An 18,660-nucleotide genomic window follows, 5' to 3' on the forward strand; every position below is an offset into this window, starting at 1 on the left:
GTTTGATGCTCAAAGAATTAAACTTCGTAATGAATTACGTGTTCACTCTTGAGACTTGGTATTCATTTTTCGTCCGAGGACGTTAAGAATCCATGTCACTTTGAGTGCCCACACAGATTGTCTGATAAATTGTTAAAGAGCAGTTGCGACGCGCTTTAGCGCTCTGTCGCGAGGTGGCGTATATTACGCTTTCCTCTTTCAGAGTCAACCCGTTTTTCAGGATTTTTCTCTTCAACCGAACCGGCTGTTTGTGTGAAGTGATTCACATCCGCCGTGTCGATGGAGGCGCATTATAGGGAGCCCGCCGGGAATGACAAGCGGAAAAATACAATTTTATTTCAACCGCTCATCTTTTATACGCAACGCTTATTTTTGCTGCTTTTTAATCGCCGCCGGCAGCTCGGCCAGGCTATTTAGCACCCAATCCGCGGCTTTTTCCGCTTCTTCAGTAACAGGCTTACCGGTACGCACCAGCACTTTAGTACCGACATCAGCGGCCGCTGCAGCCTGCATATCTTCCAGTTTGTCCCCTACCATATAGGAAGCGGCCATATCGATATGCAGATAATCGCGGGCGGAGATCAGCATCCCCGGATGCGGTTTACGGCAATCACAGGTCTGACGGTACTCCTCAACCGCACCCTGCGGGTGATGCGGGCAATAATATATACCGTCCAGATCGACGCCACGGTCTGCCAGAGACCAGTCCATCCATTCGGTCAGCGTTTCAAACTGGGCTTCGGTAAATTTACCGCGAGCAATACCGGACTGGTTAGTGACCAGCACCAGCGCGTAGCCCATCTCTTTGAGCTCGCGCATTGCGTCAATGACGCCATCGATAAATTCAAAATTGTCGATTTCGTGGACGTAGCCATGATCGACATTAATGGTGCCGTCACGGTCGAGAAAAATTGCGGGTACTGACTTTGCCACCGGTTTGCTCCTGAAAAAGGCTAGTGCCGTTAGTATCGCATGTTTCCGCATGCAAGAAAGTGCTCATTATAAAGAGTCAGATTGATTTAGACGTCTGGATGCCTTAACATCCATTTCATTGCCAGGCATCGCCTGGATACGGCAGAAGAAAATGCCACGGCAAACGGCTAAACGATAATAAATAACTGATGATTAAACTTTCCAATATCACCAAAGTGTTCCAGCAGGGGAATCGCAGCATTCAGGCGCTGAACAATGTCAGCCTGCATGTCCCTGCCGGACAAATTTACGGCGTCATCGGTGCCTCAGGCGCCGGTAAAAGTACGCTGATTCGCTGCGTTAACCTGCTGGAGCGCCCGACCGAGGGCAGCGTACAGGTTGACGGTCAGGAACTGACTGCGCTGTCGGAAAAAGAGCTAACCCGCGCTCGCCGTCAGATTGGCATGATTTTCCAGCATTTTAACCTGCTGGCATCCCGCACCGTTTTCGGCAACGTGGCGTTACCCCTGGAGCTGGATAACACGCCACAGGCAGAAATCAAACGCCGTGTGACGGAGCTGCTGGATCTTGTCGGCCTGGGCGATAAGCACGACAGCTATCCGGCTAATCTCTCCGGCGGCCAGAAACAGCGTGTCGCCATTGCCCGCGCGCTGGCCAGTAACCCCAAGGTGCTGCTGTGCGATGAAGCCACCAGCGCCCTGGATCCGGCCACCACCCGTTCCATTCTCGAATTGCTGAAAGACATTAACCGTCGCCTGGGGCTGACCATCCTGCTGATCACCCACGAAATGGATGTGGTGAAACGCATCTGCGACTGCGTGGCGGTGATTAGCAACGGCCAGTTGATTGAACAGGACACGGTGAGCGAAGTCTTCTCCCATCCGAAGACGCCGCTGGCCCAGCAGTTTATTCAGTCGACGTTGCACCTGGATATTCCGGATGACTACCAGGCGCGCCTGAAACCTACCGCCACAGCGGATAGCGTACCGATGCTGCGCATGGAATTTACCGGCCACTCCGTCGATGCGCCGCTGCTTTCTGAAACCGCGCGTCGCTTCAACGTGAATAACAACATTATTAGCGCGCAGATGGATTATGCCGGCGGGGTGAAGTTCGGCATCATGCTGACCGAAATGCACGGTACACAGGAAGACACTCAGGCGGCTATCGCCTGGCTGCAGGAACATCATGTAAAAGTAGAGGTATTGGGTTATGTCTGAGGCAATGATGTGGCTGCTGTTGCGCGGCGTATGGGAAACGCTGGCAATGACCTTTGTCTCCGGCTTCTTCGGTTTTGTCCTTGGTCTGCCGGTGGGCGTGCTGCTGTACGTGACCCGTCCGGGGCAAATCGTCGCCAATGCTAAACTGTACCGGACGCTGTCGGCGCTGGTGAACATTTTCCGCTCCATCCCGTTCATTATCCTGCTGGTCTGGATGATCCCGTTTACCCGCGTGATCGTCGGCACCTCAATCGGCCTGCAGGCGGCGATCGTGCCGTTGACGGTGGGCGCCGCGCCGTTTATCGCTCGCATGGTGGAGAACGCCCTGCTGGAGATCCCGACCGGCCTTATCGAAGCCTCCCGGGCGATGGGCGCCACGCCGCTGCAGATCGTGCGTAAGGTTCTGCTGCCTGAAGCGCTGCCGGGTCTGGTCAACGCCGCCACCATCACCCTGATCACCCTGGTGGGCTATTCCGCCATGGGCGGCGCGGTGGGCGCTGGCGGTCTGGGGCAGATTGGTTATCAGTATGGCTATATCGGTTACAACGCCACCGTAATGAATACCGTACTGGTATTGCTGGTTATTCTGGTTTATTTAATTCAATTCTCTGGCGATCGCATCGTCCGGGCTGTGACTCATAAATAACGTTATTGGCAGACAACACTCATTCTTACAGGAAGGAAATAACATGGCCTTTAATTTCAAAACCTTTGCGGCAGTTGGTGCGTTAATCGGTTCTCTGGCGCTGGTGGGTTGCGGTCAGGATGAAAAAGATCCGAATCATATTAAAGTCGGCGTTATCGTCGGGGCGGAGCAGCAGGTCGCTGAAGTCGCGCAGAAAGTGGCAAAAGAGAAGTATGGCCTTGACGTTGAGCTGGTGACCTTCAACGATTACGTTCTGCCGAACGAAGCGCTGAGCAAAGGCGATATCGACGTCAACGCCTTCCAGCATAAACCGTATCTCGACCAGCAGATTAAAGACCGCGGCTACAAGCTGGTGGCTGTCGGCAACACCTTCGTCTACCCGATCGCGGGTTACTCGAAGAAAATCAAATCGCTGGACGAACTGCAGCCGGGCTCGCAGATCGCCGTCCCTAACGATCCGACCAACCTCGGTCGTTCTCTGCTGCTGCTGCAGCAGGTGGGCCTGATCAAACTGAAGGACGGCGTAGGCCTGCTGCCGACCTCGCTGGATATCGTCGAGAACCCGAAAAACCTGAAGATTGTTGAACTGGAAGCGCCGCAGCTGCCGCGTTCTCTTGACGACGCGCAGATTGCGCTGGCCGTTATCAACACCACTTACGCCAGCCAGATTGGCCTGACCCCGGCGAAAGACGGCATCTTTGTTGAAGGGAAAGAGTCGCCGTACGTGAACCTGATCGTGGCGCGTGAAGACAATAAAGATGCTGAGAATGTGAAAAAATTCGTTCAGGCTTACCAGAGCGATGAAGTTTACGAAGCAGCAAACAAGATCTTTAACGGCGGTGCAGTGAAAGGCTGGTAATCTTTTCTCACCGTAATATCATTCAGGACGGGCTTCACGCCCGTCTTGTCATTTATGCAAGCACCTGATTCAATAACGCCCTGTTTTTTATTCATTGAGGAAATACTATGCGTGCTTTACCGGTCTGTTTGTTAGCACTCATGTTAAGCGGTTGTTCCATGCTAAGCAGATCTCCCGTTGAACCTGTTCAAAGCACTGCAACTCCCCCGGTTAAATCGGAGCCGAGCAAACCACGCGCAACCCGTCCGGCGCCGGTACGTATTTATACCGATGCGTCAGAGCTGGTAGGTAAACCATTCCGCGATCTGGGGGAAGTGTCTGGCGAGTCCTGCCAGGCCTCGAATCAGGATTCTCCGCCGAATATCCCTACCGCCCGCAAGCGCCTGCAGATTAATGCCGCACGTATGAAAGCCAATGCTGTCCTGCTGCACCGCTGCGAAGTGACCAGCGGCACCCCAGGCTGCTACCGTCAGGCGGTTTGTCTGGGCTCGGCGCTTAACGTCTCGGCGCAATGAGTGCATTTCAGTTCGCGCAGATAGGCGTGATCCGCTCGCCGTATAAAGAGAAGTTTGCCGTACCTCGCCAGCCGGGTCTGGTCAAGCACGGCGGCGGAGAACTCCATCTGATCGCGCCCTACAACCAGGCCGACGCCGTGCGTGGTCTGGAAAGCTTCAGCCATCTGTGGATCCTGTTTGTGTTTCATCAGACCATGGAAGGCGGCTGGCGTCCGACGGTGCGCCCTCCCCGTCTCGGGGGCAACGCGCGTATGGGCGTCTTCGCCACCCGCTCCACCTTTCGCCCCAATCCCATTGGCATGTCTCTGGTTGAGCTGAAGGGCGTCCGCTGTCAGAAAGAGCAGGTGATACTGGAACTCGGCAGCCTCGATCTCGTCGACGGTACGCCGGTGGTCGACATCAAACCCTATCTGCCGTTTGCCGAAGCGCTACCCAACGCGCACGCCAGCTACGCGCAACAGGCGCCTCAGGCGGATCAGGTCGTCAGTTTTACCGCCGACGTCGAAACGCAGCTTTTGCATCTGGAGAAGCGTTATCCGCACCTGAAGGCGTTTATCCGAGAGGTGCTGGCGCAGGATCCGCGTCCGGCCTACCGTAAGGAGGAAGAGGCAGGCAAAAATTACGCCGTCTGGCTGCTGGATTTCAACGTCCGCTGGCGGGTGACTGCCTCCGGTTTTGAAGTCTTTGCCCTCGAAGCGCGCTAATTTTATTTTCCTCTCTTTTGGCATCTTTGCCACACTGGTAAACTAAACCACTTTTTTTGTTTCAGGCTGGGCAACCAGCCTGTTCCGCTCGTTTAACTGGAACCGTTACAACATGCGTACTAGCCAATATCTGCTCTCCACTCTGAAGGAGACACCTGCCGACGCCGAGGTAATCAGCCACCAGCTGATGCTGCGCGCCGGGATGATCCGCAAGCTGGCCTCCGGGTTATACACCTGGCTGCCGACCGGCGTGCGCGTCCTGAAAAAAGTCGAAAACATCGTGCGTGAAGAGATGAACAACGCCGGTGCGATCGAGGTGTTAATGCCGGTCGTTCAGCCATCTGAACTGTGGCAGGAGAGCGGTCGCTGGGAGCAGTACGGCCCGGAACTGCTGCGCATTGCCGATCGTGGCGATCGTCCGTTCGTCCTCGGTCCAACCCACGAAGAGGTCATCACCGATCTGATCCGCAACGAGCTGAACTCCTATAAGCAGCTGCCGCTGAACTTCTATCAGATCCAGACCAAATTCCGCGACGAAGTGCGCCCGCGTTTCGGCGTGATGCGCTCCCGCGAATTCCTGATGAAAGATGCGTACTCTTTCCATACTTCGCAGGAATCGCTGCAGGAAACCTACGATGCGATGTACGCCGCTTACAGCAAAATCTTCAGCCGTATGGGGCTGGATTTCCGTGCGGTACAGGCTGATACCGGCTCCATCGGCGGCAGCGCCTCTCATGAATTCCAGGTGCTGGCGCAGAGCGGCGAAGACGATGTGATCTTCTCCGACAGCTCCGACTACGCGGCAAACATCGAGTTTGCGGAAGCCGTTGCGCCGAAAACGCCGCGCGCGGACGCCACCCAGGAGTTGACCCTGGTCGACACGCCGAACGCCAAAACCATCGCCGAGCTGGTTGAGCAGTTCAACCTGCCGATCGAAAAAACCGTGAAAACCCTGCTGGTGAAAGCGGTTGAAGATAGCGCTTCCCCACTGGTTGCCCTGCTGGTGCGCGGCGATCACGAGCTGAACGAAGTGAAAGCGGAAAAACTGCCGCAGGTCGCCAGCCCGCTGACCTTCGCCACCGAAGAAGAGATCCGCGCCCTGGTGAAAGCCGGTCCGGGCTCCCTGGGTCCGGTGAACCTGCCGGTGCCGGTTATTATTGACCGTACTGTGGCGGTGATGAGCGATTTCGCCGCCGGCGCCAACATCGACGGCAAACACTACTTCGGCATCAACTGGGACCGCGATGTCGCCACGCCGGAAGTCGCTGACATCCGTAACGTCGTTGCCGGCGATCCGAGCCCGGACGGCAAAGGTACCCTGCTTATCAAGCGCGGTATCGAAGTGGGTCATATCTTCCAGCTGGGGACGAAGTACTCCGAGGCGATGAAAGCCGCGGTTCAGGGCGAAGATGGCCGCAACCAGATCCTGACCATGGGTTGCTATGGTATCGGGGTCACTCGCGTGGTGGCGGCGGCGATTGAGCAGAACTTTGACGATCGCGGTATTGTCTGGCCAGATGCGATTGCGCCGTTCCAGGTGGCGATCCTGCCGATGAACATGCATAAATCTTACCGTGTGCAGGAGCTGGCGGAGAAACTGTACGCCGAGCTGAGCGCCCAGGGTATTGAAGTGCTGATGGACGATCGTAAAGAGCGTCCGGGCGTGATGTTCGCCGATATGGAGCTGATCGGTATCCCGCACACCATCGTGCTGGGCGATCGTAACCTCGACAACGACGATATCGAATACAAGTATCGTCGCAACGGTGAGAAGCAGCTGATCAAGACCGGGGATATTGTGGAATATCTGGTTAAAGCGATAAAAGGCTAATTACACAGCTCAGGGCCCTGAACGGATGTCAGGGCCTTTTTTTTACAAGGACTGTACCCATGACTGCACCTCTCCTCAGCAGCGGGCTGCTTACCTCCGCCCTGCTCCTGCTTACCGCCTGCACTGTAGACGTCGGCCGCAGCGTCCCTTCCGCATCCGCTACCGATGGCCGCTCACCGCCATGGGCTGTCACCCTCCAGCGTCAAAGCTCGATTGCCGGCAGCGGACTGCGCGAAATCGCCGAAAGCGACCTTCGTTCCGGCGACCTGCTCTTCTCCTCCAGCCTTGGCGTCACTTCGCTTGGGATCCGCGCCTTCAGCGCCTCTTCCGTGAGCCACGTCGCGCTGTATCTCGGCGAGGGTCAAATTGCGGAAGCTACCGGCGCCGGCGTGCAGGTGATATCGCTACAGCAAGCGATGGCGCACAGCGATAAACTCTTTGCCCTCAGGGTGCCCGATCTGACGCCGGACCAGGCGATGGCGATGAGAAGTTTTGCCTGGCAGGTCAAAGACAGCGGGTATAACTATCGCGGCATTATTCAGTTTATCCCTTATATGGTCACCAAACCGCTCTGCTCGCTCAACCCTTTCTCGCGTAACTTTCGCCAGCAGTGCGTAAGCGGCCTGGCCAAAGCGCAACTGGACGATGGGGCCAGCCCCGACAAGAAAGCGTGGTTTTGCTCGGAGTTTGTCAGCGAAGCCTTTGTCAGAGCCGGGCATCCGCTGACCCTGGCGCAGGCGGCGTGGATCAGCCCTTCCGATCTGCTGCACATGCGGGAAGGAGATGTCGCCACCTTTAAACCCGAGACGCAGCTGCAGTATGTCGGGCATCTGAAACTGGGAGTTTATCTTCAGGCCGATAAACTGGTGGGGTTGAGCAAACCGAAGGCCGGTGCGGAGTAAAAGAACGATTTGCCCTTTACCCCCGTCATGAGGCTCATGCTTCGTGCGCTATGGTTGGTGGAAAAGGGGGGACGGTAAAACCACAATGACCCAATTCCGCTGGCCGGCTACCGCTGAGGCGTATCCCCTGCCCGTTTCCCGGGCAGGAGCCGGACAATCAGTGTCCGCAGTCCTTCCCAGGAATAAATTTGCCAGCCTGATCCGTCATCAGCGTTTTCATCATTTCGCCGGTATCCGGGTTCGCCTCGAGGGTAAAGTGCCCCTCCACCACCAGCAGCACCGGACGTGAATCATTGCCGCGGGCAGCGGCATAATCCTGCTCAAGCTGGGCATTATTCGCCACCGCGATGCGTTTACCGGTCGCGCAATCAGTAAAGGTTGCCGCATCGGCCATATAGAAGTACATACCACGCATCGCCATCGGGGTGGTCGGCAGGCTGGCCTTCACCGGCTCCAGGGTATAGTTGAGGGGAGACGGAATGGGACTCCCGTTGCGGTCGAGCATCTCCAGCTTGTCGCCCTTCGCGCGAAAGTACGATTTTTCGCCCTTGCTGTTGGTCAGTACCAGCTTATCCGCCGTACGCGCCCAGGTGCCGTAAGAGGCAAAGGAGGATGGTTCACGACGCGCGCCCTGGTAGTGCTCATTCATCACCCAGGTGCCGTCTTTTTCCAGGAACAGCGAGGTGTCGATGCCTTCGCAATCCGCGCAAGGCAGTACCCCGCGCCAGCTTTGCTGCATCGGCTTGAGCTCTTCCATCGCCGCCGGCTGGACCGTGTCAGTTTCGGCGCGATGGTTACAACCAAACAGTGCGAACAGCGAACAGGCCGCTATCACGGAGAATATGATTTTCTTCACTCTACTTTCCTTATGATCCATTCCACCCGTTCGCCGACGCCTTCACTGGCGAACTTTCCCACGCAGCGCCTTGACTGAGGACTTTTGCGCCTTGGAAGCAAGGCGTCGCTCTTTGGATGCCCGAGTCGGTCGCGTCTCCCGGCGACTTTTTTGCACTGCGGTCAATTCTTTGATAAGGGCCACCAGCCGGGCGATCGCCGCTTCGCGGTTCATCTCCTGACTGCGATATTCCTGAGCCTTAATGATAACCACACCGTCAGCAGAAATTAAGTGGTGGCTGGCGGCGAGCAGGCGCTCTTTGTAAAACGCCGGCAGGCTTGAGGCTTTAATATCGAAGCGCAGATGGATCGCGGTCGACGCTTTGTTCACGTGCTGGCCCCCGGCCCCCTGGGCGCGAATACCTTCCAGCGTGATCTCGTTATCGGCAATGGCCACGCTGCGGCTGATAGTAATCATGCCGGCCCTTGCCAGGCGGTAAGCTGAATTTCCAGATTATTCTGAGCGTCGGACAACCAGATGCTCCCCTCCTGCAAAGTGGCCTGCAGCGTCATCGTGCGGTCGGCAAAAGCGCTAAGCTGCGCCAGCTGGGCATCATCAAGATACCAGATAGTCAGCTTCGGGTATGCCGCAAGCTTGTTCTGATTCTGCTGCCACCAGATTTCAGCCGCCCGGCTGTTATAGGCAAACAACGCCACCGCCTGCGCCCGCGAGCAGGCTTTCTTGAGACGTTTCTCGTCCGGCAGCCCCAGCTCGATCCACAGATCAACCCCGAGATGATCGTTAAGCAGCCACAGCTCCGGCTCGTCGTCTGACGAGAGGCCGCGCGTAAACTGCAGCCGCTCATCGGCATATTTGATCCACGCCAGCAGGCGCAGCATCATGCGCTCCTGGGTTTCCGACGGGTGCTGCGCCAGCGTCAGGTTAGCATCCAGAAACTGGTTGCGATCCAGATCGGCTACATTCACCGCGGCTTTATATATCGTCGCTTTCAGCGCCATGAACAAACTCCTGAAAAAAATGGCGTACATTGTAGCGAAACTGGCGACAAAAGGCTGTCAGCAATCGCAGCAACCTGTTTCATCCTGCTGAAATTGCTTAAATGACTATGATATAGTTCCCTTGCTAAACAGAGTTTATCTTCGTAGGCTTAAACTTGCATCCCACGGTTGAGTCAGAACGCTGACAGGAGGGCATGTGGACCACTATTGTGAGTTAATACGCAAGCGGTATGCGGAAATAGCCAGCGGAGACTTAGGGTATATCCCGGATGCGCTGGGTTGCGTGTTGAAAGTATTGAATGAGATTGCGGCGGATGAGGCCCTTTCGGAGTCAGTCAGGGAAAAGGCCGCTTATGCGGCAGCAAACTTACTGGTGAGCGATTATGTCAATGAATGATACTTATCAACCCATTAACTGCGATGATTACGACAACCTGGAGCTGGCCTGCCAGCATCACCTGGTGCTGACGCTGGCGCTGAAGGATGGCGAACAGCTGCAGGCGAAGGCCAGCGATCTAATCTCGCGTAAAAATATCGAGTATCTTGTGGTCGAACTCGCCGGCAACGTCCGCGAGCTGCGCCTGGATAAAATCGCCAGCTTCAGTCACCCGGAAATCGGCACCGTGGTGGTGAGCGAATCCTGAATCAAAACGGGCTTAACCGCCCGTTTTCCTCCACGCCAGACTGACCCCTTCCCCGTCTTTGACTTCACCTTCGTTGGTCACAAACAGATCGTCCGCTGCGGCAATCGGCGTTTCGCCGTAAAACAGCAGCGGCGTGGTGTCTCGTCGCCACGGAGCAACGCCCAGCTCCTGCCAGATCTTCTTCAGCTTACGGCCGCCATGACGCCCGACGATATGCAGATGGCCGCTGGCGCGAAAGCGGACGGTGACTGGCTCATCCGCCGGGGGCGGGCGCAGCCTGCCGCCCGGCTGCAGCACCAGCTCACCAAGACCGTCCGCCAGCCGCAGCGGTTGGCGCCAGTCTGTCCAGCGCTGGACGCTGTCCGTCTGCCCGGGTACATATCTCACCCAGTACAAGCGCTGCTGAAAACGGCGGACGGTAAATTCCCCCAACCGCAGGCAGGGGCTGGCATCTTCCCGCGCCAGCGCCACCTCGTGCCAGAGGCGCTCAGGCACCTCGCGGGCCGGCATCGGCGCCTGCTGCCCGGCGAGCCAGCGACGCAGCAACGCCGCGCGGCGGGGAGAACTCATCGACGTCAGCGGCGCGATAGCCAGCGACCCGTCTTCGGCCACCAGCGACGCCAGCTCCGCCGCCAGCATCTCGTCCAGCAGCTGCTCCTGCTCGGCGCACAGGCTGGCGCTGCGGGCGACGGCCTCGCTAAAGTGCGGCCAGCGCTCGCGCAGCACCGGGATCACCCGCAGGCGCAGGAAGTTGCGGTCATAGGTATCGTCCTGATTACTCTCATCTTCAATCCACGACAGCTGGTGGGCGAGCGCCCACTGGCGCAGCGATTCCCGGGTTTCATTGAGGAGAGGACGCAGCAGTCGACTGCCGGCAAAGGGAGACGATGGCGCCATCGCCGACAGGCCGGTCGGACCGCTGCCGCGTTTTAACGCCAGCAGCAGCGTTTCACACTGATCGTCCTGGTGCTGAGCGGTCACTAACACTTCACCGGCGCGGAGCGTCTCCTGAAAGGCCTGATAGCGCACCGCGCGGGCATGGGCCTCGACGCCCAGCCCACCCCGGGCTAACGTCACGTGATGCACCACCAGCGGCACCCGCCACTGCTGGCAAATTTGCCGACAATGCGCCACCCAGTCGTCTGCGTGGGCGCTAAGGCCGTGGTGAACATGCACCGCCCGCAGCGTCAGAGAGGGATCCTGTTCCCGCAGCAGCACCAGCTGATGCAGAAGAACCGTCGAGTCCAGACCGCCGCTGAAGGCCACCAGCAGCTGGCGATGGGGATGAAGCGTATGCGCAATGTTAGCCGTCATAACCACAAACATACCGAGAAGTGATGGCCCGGCACGTTACCGGGCCAGGGTCGCGCTGGCAAGGTTTACTGCTGATATATTTCCAGCGGCAGGTCGTCCGGATCGCTAAAGAAGGTAAAGCGTTTACCGGTAAAGGGATCGACGCGAATCGCTTCGCACTCCACGCCATGCGCCGTCAGGTGCGCCACCGCAGCGTCGATATCATCCACGCTAAAGGCCAGATGACGCAGCCCGCAGGCTTCCGGACGACTGGGTCGGGCCGGCGGAAACGGGAACGAGAACAGCTCAATCACATACTCGCCGTTGAGCGCCAGATCGCCCTTCCAGGAGTCACGTTCGGCGCGATAAAACTCGCTTTGCAGCGTAAACCCCAGAATATCGCAATAGAACGCTTTACTGCGGGCGTAGTCAGTCGCAATGATGGCAATATGGTGAACCCGTTTCAAACCCAGCATGGTCAAACTCCTTCTGTTAAGCCAGCCACGTTACTCGTGCGCGCCGTTAACGCGCAAGCCTTTCGTCATTTTTTAAGACTCGTACCCGATACACGCCGTCCTCATCGCGCTTCGCGCCGTGAATATCGGTCTCAAACCCAGGGTAATGACGTCCTATTGAGCAGAGCATCAGCAGGAAGTCGAGCACCGCCCGGCTCTCCTCCGTGATCATCTCTCCCGGCATCAGCAGCGGTACGCCCGGCGGATAAGGGAGGATCATGTTGGCCGAAATCCGGCCCACCAGGTTCTCCAGTTCAATGGTTTCCACCTCACCCTTGATCTGGCGCTGCCAGGCATGATGCGGCGTCATTTTCATTTCCGGCAGGACGTCAAAGGCGCTGAGCATCAGCTGCGGCAGCTGGTGCTGGCGGATCAAGCGGTGGATCCCCTGTGCCAGATCCTGGATCCGCATGTTGCGGTAGAAGTCGGGATCTTCCGCGTACAGATCCGGCAACATATTTTTCACCCGCAGATTGAGATCGTAGGCGCGCTTAAATTCGGTCAGGCCGCGCAGCAGACCCATCGCCCGGGTTTTATCGATACCGATGCTAAAGAGGAACAGCAGGTTGTAGGGGCCCGTTTTCTCCACCACCACGCCCCGCTCGTCGAGGAACTTCGCCACCAGCGCCGCCGGGATCCCCTCTTCATCCATATTCCCCTGCTCGTCCATACCCGGCGTCAGAATGGTGACTTTCACCGGATCGAGGTACATATGATCCGCATCGGCATCTTTGAAACCGTGCCAGTCATCGCCCGGCGCCACCGGCCAGCACTCGGCTTTATCCACCGCTTCCGGCTGCCAGATATCAAAGAACCAGCCGTCCGACTCCTCGCGCAGTCGCTGCACCTCTTTGCGGAAATCCAGCGCCCGCTCAATGGAGCGCTGGATCAGGCGCTTACCGGAGTTACCGCGCAGCATCGCCGCCGCGGTCTCAATCGACGCGACGATGGGATAGCTCGGCGACGTAGAGGTATGCATCATAAAGGCTTCATTAAAGGTCTCTTCATCATAGTTGCCCTTAATGTGGATCAGCGAGGCCTGCGACAGCGCGGCCAGCATCTTATGCGTCGACTGCGTCTCGAAGATGACTTTTCCGGGGATCCGCTCACCGCTCATGCCGCTTTTCCCCTGATATATCGGATGGAAATGGGTATACGGCACCCAGGCGGAATCGAAATGGATCGACGGGACGTCGAGCGTCTCTTTAAGCCAGGTGGTGTTGTAGAGCAGCCCATCGTAGGTGGAGTTGGTGATCACCGCATGCACGGGCCACTGCGCCCCGCCCGTGTCGCGCACTTTCTGCTGAATACTGTCGCGGGTAAACTCGCGCCGGGGGATACCGCCGAGGATCCCTAACGCATTGCGGGTCGGCTTCAGCCACAGGGGAACCACATCGCTCATCATCAGCAGGTGGGCCAGCGATTTGTGACAGTTACGGTCAATCAGCAGGGTACTGCCGGCGGGCGCCGAGTACATACCGACAATTTTATTGGACGTCGAGGTACCGTTGGTCACCATATAGCTTTGCTCGGCGCCAAAGGTGCGAGCGATATACTCCTCCGCCTCCAGATGCGGGCCGGTATGATCCAGCAGGGAGCCCAGCTCGGTGACCGAAATCGAGACATCCGCCTTCAGCGTATTCCCGCCAAAGAAATCATAGAACAGGCAGCCCACCGGGCTTTTCTGATAGGCGCTACCGCCCATATGACCCGGCGTACAGAAGGTATATTTCCCCTCCTGCACATAGTTAAACAGCGCGCGGGTAAATGGCGGGGTGATATTGTCCAGGTACTCGCGGGTATACTGCCCGATGCGGGTGGCGATCTCTTCGGAGAGTCCCAGCGCATATTCGAAGAACCACAGCGTCATGCGCAGATCCTGACTGCTGACGTCCATCGTCGAGTGGGCGTTAATAAAGGCGTACAGAGGCAGATATTCATTGAGCTGGTTAATATCGCTGCACAGATCGACGCTGTACTCATCCCAGTCGAAGATCACGCCGCAGATGCGCGGGTTGTGCTCGATAAACTGCAGCAGGTCGGCGCTATTTTGCGGCCAGATGGTCTGAAAGCCCTGGCGCTGCAGCGCCGCCTCCAGTTCTTTGATCGGCTCGTCTTTGTGGTAGACGCCGTGAGGCCCCATGATGGCGATGATATTCACGCTTTCCTCCTGGTATTCACCTAAGTCCAGCATCATAGCAATCCCCTGGGCGCATCGCACATAAAAAAAGGGCCGGAAAATCCGGCCCTTAGTGTTTTGCGCTAGCGGAAAACTTAGGCGTAACCGTAGCTCATCAGACGTTGATAGCGGCGGTTCAGCAGCTCTTCTTCGCTGAGAAGATCGAGATCGGCCAGGTCCGCCAGCAGCTGCGCTTTCAGGCTTGCCGCCATCGCTTCCGGGTTGCGGTGGGCGCCGCCCAGCGGTTCCGGAACGATAGAATCGATCAGCTTCAGCTCTTTCAGACGCGGGGCGATAATGCCCATCGCTTCCGCAGCCAGCGGCGCTTTATCCGCGCTCTTCCACAGAATGGAGGCGCAGCCTTCCGGCGAAATCACCGAATAGGTGCTGTACTGCAGCATATTGACCTTGTCGCCCACGCCAATCGCCAGCGCGCCGCCGGAGCCGCCTTCGCCGATCACGGTGCAGATAACCGGCACGCTCAGACGCGACATCTCACGCAGGTTGCGGGCAATCGCTTCCGACTGGCCGCGCTCTTCCGCGCCGACGCCCGGGTAGGCGCCCGGGGTGTCGATAAAGGTGATGATCGGCATTTTAAACCGCTCAGCCATCTCCATCAGGCGCAACGCTTTGCGGTAGCCTTCCGGGGCCGGCATACCAAAGTTGCGACGAATTTTTTCTTTGGTCTCGCGACCTTTCTGGTGGCCGATGATCATCACCGGACGACCGTCAAGACGCGCGATACCGCCGACAATCGCTTTATCGTCAGCGAAGGCGCGGTCACCGGCCAGTTCGTCAAATTCGTCGAACGCCAGGCGGACATAATCCAGGGTGTAAGGACGGCGCGGGTGGCGCGCCAGTTGCGCAACCTGCCATGCACCGAGATCGGCGAAGATTTTGCGCGTCAGCTCTACGCTTTTCTCGCGTAGACGATGCACCTCTTCGTCGATGTTAATATCCAGTTTCTCATCCTGACGGCTTACCGCAGTCAGGGAATCGATTTTCGCTTCCAGCTCTGCAATCGGCTGTTCAAAATCTAGGAAATTCAGACTCATAGTATTCCTGTATTAGTCAAACTCCAGTTCCACCTGCTCCGAGCCGATAAGGCCACGCAGATCGTTGAGTAAACGATCGCTCGGAGAGACGCGCCATGTTGCGCCGAAACGCAACCGCGCGCGTGCATCCGCCCTCTGATAGTAGAGGTGCACTGGAATGGTTCCCGAACGGTGGGGTTCCAGAGACTGACGGAGTCGGTTTAAAAGCTGGTCATCAATTTGCCTGTCCGTCAGCGAGATAGCAAGCCCGCGAGCATATTTTTCCCGGGCTTCGTCAATGTCCATGACTTCACGGGCGGTCATTTTAAGCCCCCCGCTAAAGTCATCAAAGCTGACCTGTCCGCTGACGATAAGTATGCGGTCTTTTTCCAGCAACTGCTGATATTTATCCAGCGCGTCGGTGAATAACATCACTTCCAGCCGCCCGGAACGGTCATCCAGGGTACAGATGCCGATACGATTGCCGCGCTTGGTGACCATTACCCGCGCCGCAATCACCAGCCCCGCCGCCGTGGTCACTTTTCCACGATCGGTCGGATGCATGTCTTTGAGCCTCACGCCGCCGACGTAGCGCTCAATCTCTTTCAGATACTGGTTAATCGGGTGCCCGGTCAGGTACAGCCCCAGGGTCTCCCTTTCACCATCCAGCACCACCTGCTCAGGCCACGGCTGGCAGCTGGCGTAGGACTGTTCAATCTGCTCAGGCTCTTCCGCCAGCACGCCGAACATATCGGCCTGGCCGATGGCCTCGGCTTTGGCGTGCTGATCGGCGGCTTTCAGCGCATCGCCCAGTGAATTCATCAGCGCTGCGCGATGCGGACCGAGACGATCGAACGCCCCGGACATAATCAGTTTTTCCAGCACCCGACGGTTGAGCTTTTTAATATCGGTCCGCGCGCAGAGGTCGAACAGCTCGCGGAAATAACCGCCGTTGTTGCGCGCCTCAATGATCGCTTCGATCGGCCCTTCGCCGACGCCCTTGATGGCGCCGATACCGTAGACGATCTCGCCGTCGTCGTTGACGTGGAAATGGTACAGGCCGGAGTTAATATCCGGGGGCAAAATTTTCAGCCCCATACGCCAGCATTCGTCCACCAGGCCAACGACCTTTTCGGTGTTGTCCATATCGGCGGTCATTACCGCCGCCATAAACTCAGCCGGATAGTGCGCCTTAAGCCACAGCGTCTGGTAAGAAACCAGCGCGTATGCGGCGGAGTGCGATTTGTTAAACCCGTAACCGGCGAATTTCTCCACCAGGTCGAAGATTTTCATCGCCAGCTCGCCATCAACGCCGTTTTTCTTCGCCCCATCCTCAAAGATAGAACGCTGCTTGGCCATCTCCTCCGGCTTTTTCTTACCCATCGCACGACGCAGCATATCCGCGCCGCCGAGGGTATATCCGGACAGCACCTGGGCAATCTGCATGACCTGTTCCTGGTACAGGATGATGCCGTAGGTCGGCTCCAGCACCGGTTTCAGGCTTTCATGCTGCCACTGTACGTCCGGATACGAGATCTCTTCGCGGCCGTGCTTACGGTCGATAAAGTTATCTACCATCCCCGACTGCAGCGGGCCCGGGCGGAACAGGGCCACCAGCGCGATCATATCTTCGAAGCAGTCCGGCTGCAGGCGTTTAATCAGATCTTTCATGCCGCGCGATTCAAGCTGGAAGACCGCGGTGGTTTCCGAGCGCTGCAGCATGTCGAAGCTTTTCTTGTCATCCAGCGGGATGGCGGCGATATCCAGCGGCCCTTCGCCGTTCTTCTCACGGCGCTTGTTAATCATCTCCAGCGCCCAGTTAATGATAGTGAGCGTACGCAGACCGAGGAAGTCGAATTTCACCAGCCCGGCGTATTCCACGTCGTTCTTGTCAAACTGGGTAACCGGATGCAGCCCCTGCTCATCGCAGTACAGCGGGGCGAAGTCGGTGATTTTGGTCGGCGCGATAACCACGCCGCCCGCATGCTTACCGGCGTTTCGCGTCACCCCTTCCAGCTTACGCGCCATGTCGATCAGCGCTTTCACTTCTTCGTCCGCCTCGTAGATCTCCGGCAGCTGCGGCTCGGCCTCAAAGGCTTTCGCCAGCGTCATGCCCGGATCGGGCGGCACCAGCTTGGAGATGCGGTCGACAAAGCCGTACGGGTGACCCAGCACGCGGCCCACGTCGCGGATGACCGCCTTCGCCGCCATGGTACCGAAGGTGATGATCTGCGATACCGCGTCGCGGCCATACATATCCGCCACGTGCTCGATAACCTGGTCGCGTTTCTCCATGCAGAAGTCGACGTCGAAGTCGGGCATCGAAACACGTTCCGGGTTGAGGAAACGTTCGAACAGCAGGTCGAATTCCAGCGGGTCAAGATCGGTGATCTTCAGCGCGTAGGCCACCAGCGAGCCGGCGCCGGAACCGCGGCCCGGGCCGACCGGCACGCCGTTATCCTTCGACCACTGGATAAACTCCATCACGATCAGGAAGTAGCCGGGGAAGCCCATCTGGTTGATCACCTGCAGCTCGATATCCAGACGCTCGTCGTATTCCGGCCGGCGCTTCGCGCGCACTTCCGGATCCGGGAAGAGGAATTCCAGCCGCTCTTCCAGACCCTCTTTCGATTTCATCACCAGGAAATCTTCCGTGGTCATATCGCCGGTCGGGAACTGCGGCAGGAAATATTCGCCAAGCCGCACGGTGACGTTGCAGCGTTTGGCGATCTCGACGCTGTTTGCCAGCGCTTCCGGAATATCGGCGAACAGCTCGCACATCTCCTCCTCGCTGCGCATATATTGCTGTGGCGAGTAGTTGCGCGGCCGTTTCGGGTCGTCGAGGGTGAAGCCGTCGTGAATTGCGACGCGGATTTCATGGGCGTCAAAGTCGCCAGTGTCGAGGAAGCGGACATCGTTAGTCGCCACCACCGGCAGACCACGCGCTTCCGCCAGCGCCACGGCGGCATGGAGATAACTCTCTTCATCCTGACGACCGGTGCGGATCAGCTCCAGAAAATAGCGATCCGGGAAATGCTCTTCATAGAAGGAGACGCACTGCTCAACCAGCGGCATGTTGCCGCGGATCAGGCTGACGCCGACGTCGCCTTTACGGCCGCCGGAGAGCAGAATCAGCCCTTCCTGATGTTCCACCAGCCAGTCGCGATCGATCCACGGCCCCAGGGCGCCGTAGCCGCGCTGATAGGCGCGGGAAATCAGCAGAGTCAGGTTCTGGTAGCCGGTGTTGTTCGCCGCCAGCACGGTCAGCTCGGTAAATTCGTCGCCGAGCAGGTCGCACTGCACGTGGAAATCGGCGCCGACAATCGGCTTAATCCCCGCGCCGTGTCCCGTCCCGTAGAACTTCACCAGCCCGCAGAGGTTGGTGAAATCGGTGATCGCCAGCGCTGGCATGCCAAGCGAGGCCGCCTTCTTGACCAGCGGCCCGGTCTTTGCCAGCCCATCGATCATGGAATAGTCGCTGTGCACCCGCAGGTGTACGAAACGTGGTTCAGCCATCTTTAGATCCCGGTG

18 protein-coding genes are annotated in these 18,660 nt (G+C 57.8%); 9 read left to right on the forward strand and 9 right to left on the reverse strand.

Features of this window, described 5'->3' with window-relative positions; translation table 11 throughout:
• Positions 1–366: 366 nt before the first annotated feature.
• Complete coding sequence (gmhB, locus tag K5R89_RS03575) at positions 367–933, reverse strand: D-glycero-beta-D-manno-heptose 1,7-bisphosphate 7-phosphatase (protein ID WP_023292060.1); 567 nt, start codon at positions 931–933, stop codon at positions 367–369.
• Positions 934–1,121: 188 nt separating this feature from the next.
• Here gmhB and metN point away from each other — a divergent pair, with 188 nt between their 5' ends.
• From metN to K5R89_RS03610, 7 genes are all read left to right on the forward strand, one after another.
• Complete coding sequence (gene metN, locus K5R89_RS03580) at positions 1,122–2,153, forward strand: methionine ABC transporter ATP-binding protein MetN (RefSeq protein WP_002889450.1); 1,032 nt, start codon at positions 1,122–1,124, stop codon at positions 2,151–2,153.
• Positions 2,146–2,799: a methionine ABC transporter permease MetI gene (locus K5R89_RS03585; RefSeq protein WP_004204478.1), complete on the forward strand. Its 654-nt coding sequence runs from the start codon at positions 2,146–2,148 to the stop codon at positions 2,797–2,799. Before metN ends, K5R89_RS03585 begins: the two co-directional genes overlap by 8 nt.
• 43 nt (positions 2,800–2,842) lie before the next feature.
• Positions 2,843–3,658, forward strand: coding sequence for a methionine ABC transporter substrate-binding lipoprotein MetQ (metQ, locus tag K5R89_RS03590; protein ID WP_002889445.1), 816 nt, complete (start codon positions 2,843–2,845; stop codon positions 3,656–3,658).
• Positions 3,659–3,765: 107 nt separating this feature from the next.
• Entirely contained in the window at positions 3,766–4,173 is a 408-nt protein-coding gene (rcsF, locus tag K5R89_RS03595; RefSeq protein ID WP_023292059.1) for an Rcs stress response system protein RcsF, read from the forward strand.
• A complete protein-coding gene (gene tsaA / locus K5R89_RS03600; protein ID WP_032452991.1) occupies positions 4,170–4,877 on the forward strand; it encodes a tRNA (N6-threonylcarbamoyladenosine(37)-N6)-methyltransferase TrmO in 708 nt (235 codons plus the stop codon). Before rcsF ends, tsaA begins: the two co-directional genes overlap by 4 nt.
• A 112-nt stretch (positions 4,878–4,989) precedes the next feature.
• A complete protein-coding gene (gene proS, locus K5R89_RS03605) occupies positions 4,990–6,708 on the forward strand; it encodes a proline--tRNA ligase (protein ID WP_032452990.1) in 1,719 nt (572 codons plus the stop codon).
• A gap of 59 nt (positions 6,709–6,767) precedes the next feature.
• Entirely contained in the window at positions 6,768–7,610 is an 843-nt protein-coding gene (locus K5R89_RS03610; protein ID WP_217259209.1) for a YaeF family permuted papain-like enzyme, read from the forward strand.
• Between the two features lie 157 nt (positions 7,611–7,767).
• On the opposite strand, the gene nlpE is transcribed toward K5R89_RS03610, so the two are convergent.
• From nlpE to K5R89_RS03625, 3 genes are read right to left on the reverse strand one after another with little or no spacing between them, the layout of a single operon-like run.
• Positions 7,768–8,466 carry an envelope stress response activation lipoprotein NlpE gene (gene nlpE, locus K5R89_RS03615; protein ID WP_087827510.1) on the reverse strand — a complete coding sequence of 233 codons (699 nt, stop codon included), beginning with the start codon at positions 8,464–8,466 and terminating at the stop codon, positions 7,768–7,770.
• Between the two features lie 42 nt (positions 8,467–8,508).
• Positions 8,509–8,922: an alternative ribosome rescue aminoacyl-tRNA hydrolase ArfB gene (gene arfB, locus K5R89_RS03620; protein WP_004204468.1), complete on the reverse strand. Its 414-nt coding sequence runs from the start codon at positions 8,920–8,922 to the stop codon at positions 8,509–8,511.
• Positions 8,919–9,464, reverse strand: coding sequence for a YaeQ family protein (locus K5R89_RS03625; protein WP_023292054.1), 546 nt, complete (start codon positions 9,462–9,464; stop codon positions 8,919–8,921). The genes arfB and K5R89_RS03625 overlap by 4 nt, the downstream gene beginning before the upstream one ends.
• A gap of 196 nt (positions 9,465–9,660) precedes the next feature.
• Between K5R89_RS03625 and K5R89_RS03630 the strand changes: the two genes are divergently transcribed.
• Together K5R89_RS03630 and rof are read left to right on the forward strand one after the other, a co-directional pair.
• Positions 9,661–9,861 carry a YaeP family protein gene (locus tag K5R89_RS03630; protein WP_002889429.1) on the forward strand — a complete coding sequence of 67 codons (201 nt, stop codon included), beginning with the start codon at positions 9,661–9,663 and terminating at the stop codon, positions 9,859–9,861.
• Positions 9,848–10,108, forward strand: coding sequence for a Rho-binding antiterminator (gene rof / locus K5R89_RS03635; protein ID WP_002889424.1), 261 nt, complete (start codon positions 9,848–9,850; stop codon positions 10,106–10,108). The genes K5R89_RS03630 and rof overlap by 14 nt, the downstream gene beginning before the upstream one ends.
• 12 nt (positions 10,109–10,120) lie before the next feature.
• Here the strand turns inward: rof and tilS are convergent, their stop codons facing one another.
• The 5 genes from tilS to dnaE form a co-directional block, all read right to left on the reverse strand.
• A complete protein-coding gene (tilS, locus tag K5R89_RS03640; protein ID WP_087827511.1) occupies positions 10,121–11,434 on the reverse strand; it encodes a tRNA lysidine(34) synthetase TilS in 1,314 nt (437 codons plus the stop codon).
• Positions 11,435–11,487: 53 nt separating this feature from the next.
• Positions 11,488–11,877, reverse strand: coding sequence for a VOC family protein (locus K5R89_RS03645; RefSeq protein WP_002889387.1), 390 nt, complete (start codon positions 11,875–11,877; stop codon positions 11,488–11,490).
• A gap of 46 nt (positions 11,878–11,923) precedes the next feature.
• Positions 11,924–14,077 carry a lysine decarboxylase LdcC gene (locus K5R89_RS03650; RefSeq protein ID WP_087827580.1) on the reverse strand — a complete coding sequence of 718 codons (2,154 nt, stop codon included), beginning with the start codon at positions 14,075–14,077 and terminating at the stop codon, positions 11,924–11,926.
• A gap of 113 nt (positions 14,078–14,190) precedes the next feature.
• Positions 14,191–15,150, reverse strand: coding sequence for an acetyl-CoA carboxylase carboxyl transferase subunit alpha (gene accA, locus K5R89_RS03655; RefSeq protein ID WP_004145855.1), 960 nt, complete (start codon positions 15,148–15,150; stop codon positions 14,191–14,193).
• Between the two features lie 12 nt (positions 15,151–15,162).
• Entirely contained in the window at positions 15,163–18,645 is a 3,483-nt protein-coding gene (dnaE, locus tag K5R89_RS03660; protein WP_023292051.1) for a DNA polymerase III subunit alpha, read from the reverse strand.
• Between the last annotated feature and the right edge of the window lie 15 nt (positions 18,646–18,660).

The organism is Klebsiella sp. TF21-TM (assembly GCF_019753495.1).
In the GTDB taxonomy this organism is placed as follows: Bacteria; Pseudomonadota; Gammaproteobacteria; order Enterobacterales; family Enterobacteriaceae; genus Klebsiella; species Klebsiella quasipneumoniae.

Excerpts from the sequence above, each read along its gene's own strand:
- metN (WP_002889450.1), top strand. The coding sequence starts at position 1,122 with ATGATTAAACTTTCCAATATCACCAAAGTGTTCCAGCAGGGGAATCGC.
- K5R89_RS03585 (WP_004204478.1), top strand. The coding sequence starts at position 2,146 with ATGTCTGAGGCAATGATGTGGCTGCTGTTGCGCGGCGTATGGGAAACG.
- metQ (WP_002889445.1), top strand. The coding sequence starts at position 2,843 with ATGGCCTTTAATTTCAAAACCTTTGCGGCAGTTGGTGCGTTAATCGGT.
- rcsF (WP_023292059.1), top strand. The coding sequence starts at position 3,766 with ATGCGTGCTTTACCGGTCTGTTTGTTAGCACTCATGTTAAGCGGTTGT.
- tsaA (WP_032452991.1), top strand. The coding sequence starts at position 4,170 with ATGAGTGCATTTCAGTTCGCGCAGATAGGCGTGATCCGCTCGCCGTAT.
- proS (WP_032452990.1), top strand. The coding sequence starts at position 4,990 with ATGCGTACTAGCCAATATCTGCTCTCCACTCTGAAGGAGACACCTGCC.
- K5R89_RS03610 (WP_217259209.1), top strand. The coding sequence starts at position 6,768 with ATGACTGCACCTCTCCTCAGCAGCGGGCTGCTTACCTCCGCCCTGCTC.
- arfB (WP_004204468.1), bottom strand. The coding sequence starts at position 8,922 with ATGATTACTATCAGCCGCAGCGTGGCCATTGCCGATAACGAGATCACG.
- K5R89_RS03625 (WP_023292054.1), bottom strand. The coding sequence starts at position 9,464 with ATGGCGCTGAAAGCGACGATATATAAAGCCGCGGTGAATGTAGCCGAT.
- rof (WP_002889424.1), top strand. The coding sequence starts at position 9,848 with ATGTCAATGAATGATACTTATCAACCCATTAACTGCGATGATTACGAC.
- tilS (WP_087827511.1), bottom strand. The coding sequence starts at position 11,434 with ATGTTTGTGGTTATGACGGCTAACATTGCGCATACGCTTCATCCCCAT.
- K5R89_RS03645 (WP_002889387.1), bottom strand. The coding sequence starts at position 11,877 with ATGCTGGGTTTGAAACGGGTTCACCATATTGCCATCATTGCGACTGAC.
- accA (WP_004145855.1), bottom strand. The coding sequence starts at position 15,150 with ATGAGTCTGAATTTCCTAGATTTTGAACAGCCGATTGCAGAGCTGGAA.
- dnaE (WP_023292051.1), bottom strand. The coding sequence starts at position 18,645 with ATGGCTGAACCACGTTTCGTACACCTGCGGGTGCACAGCGACTATTCC.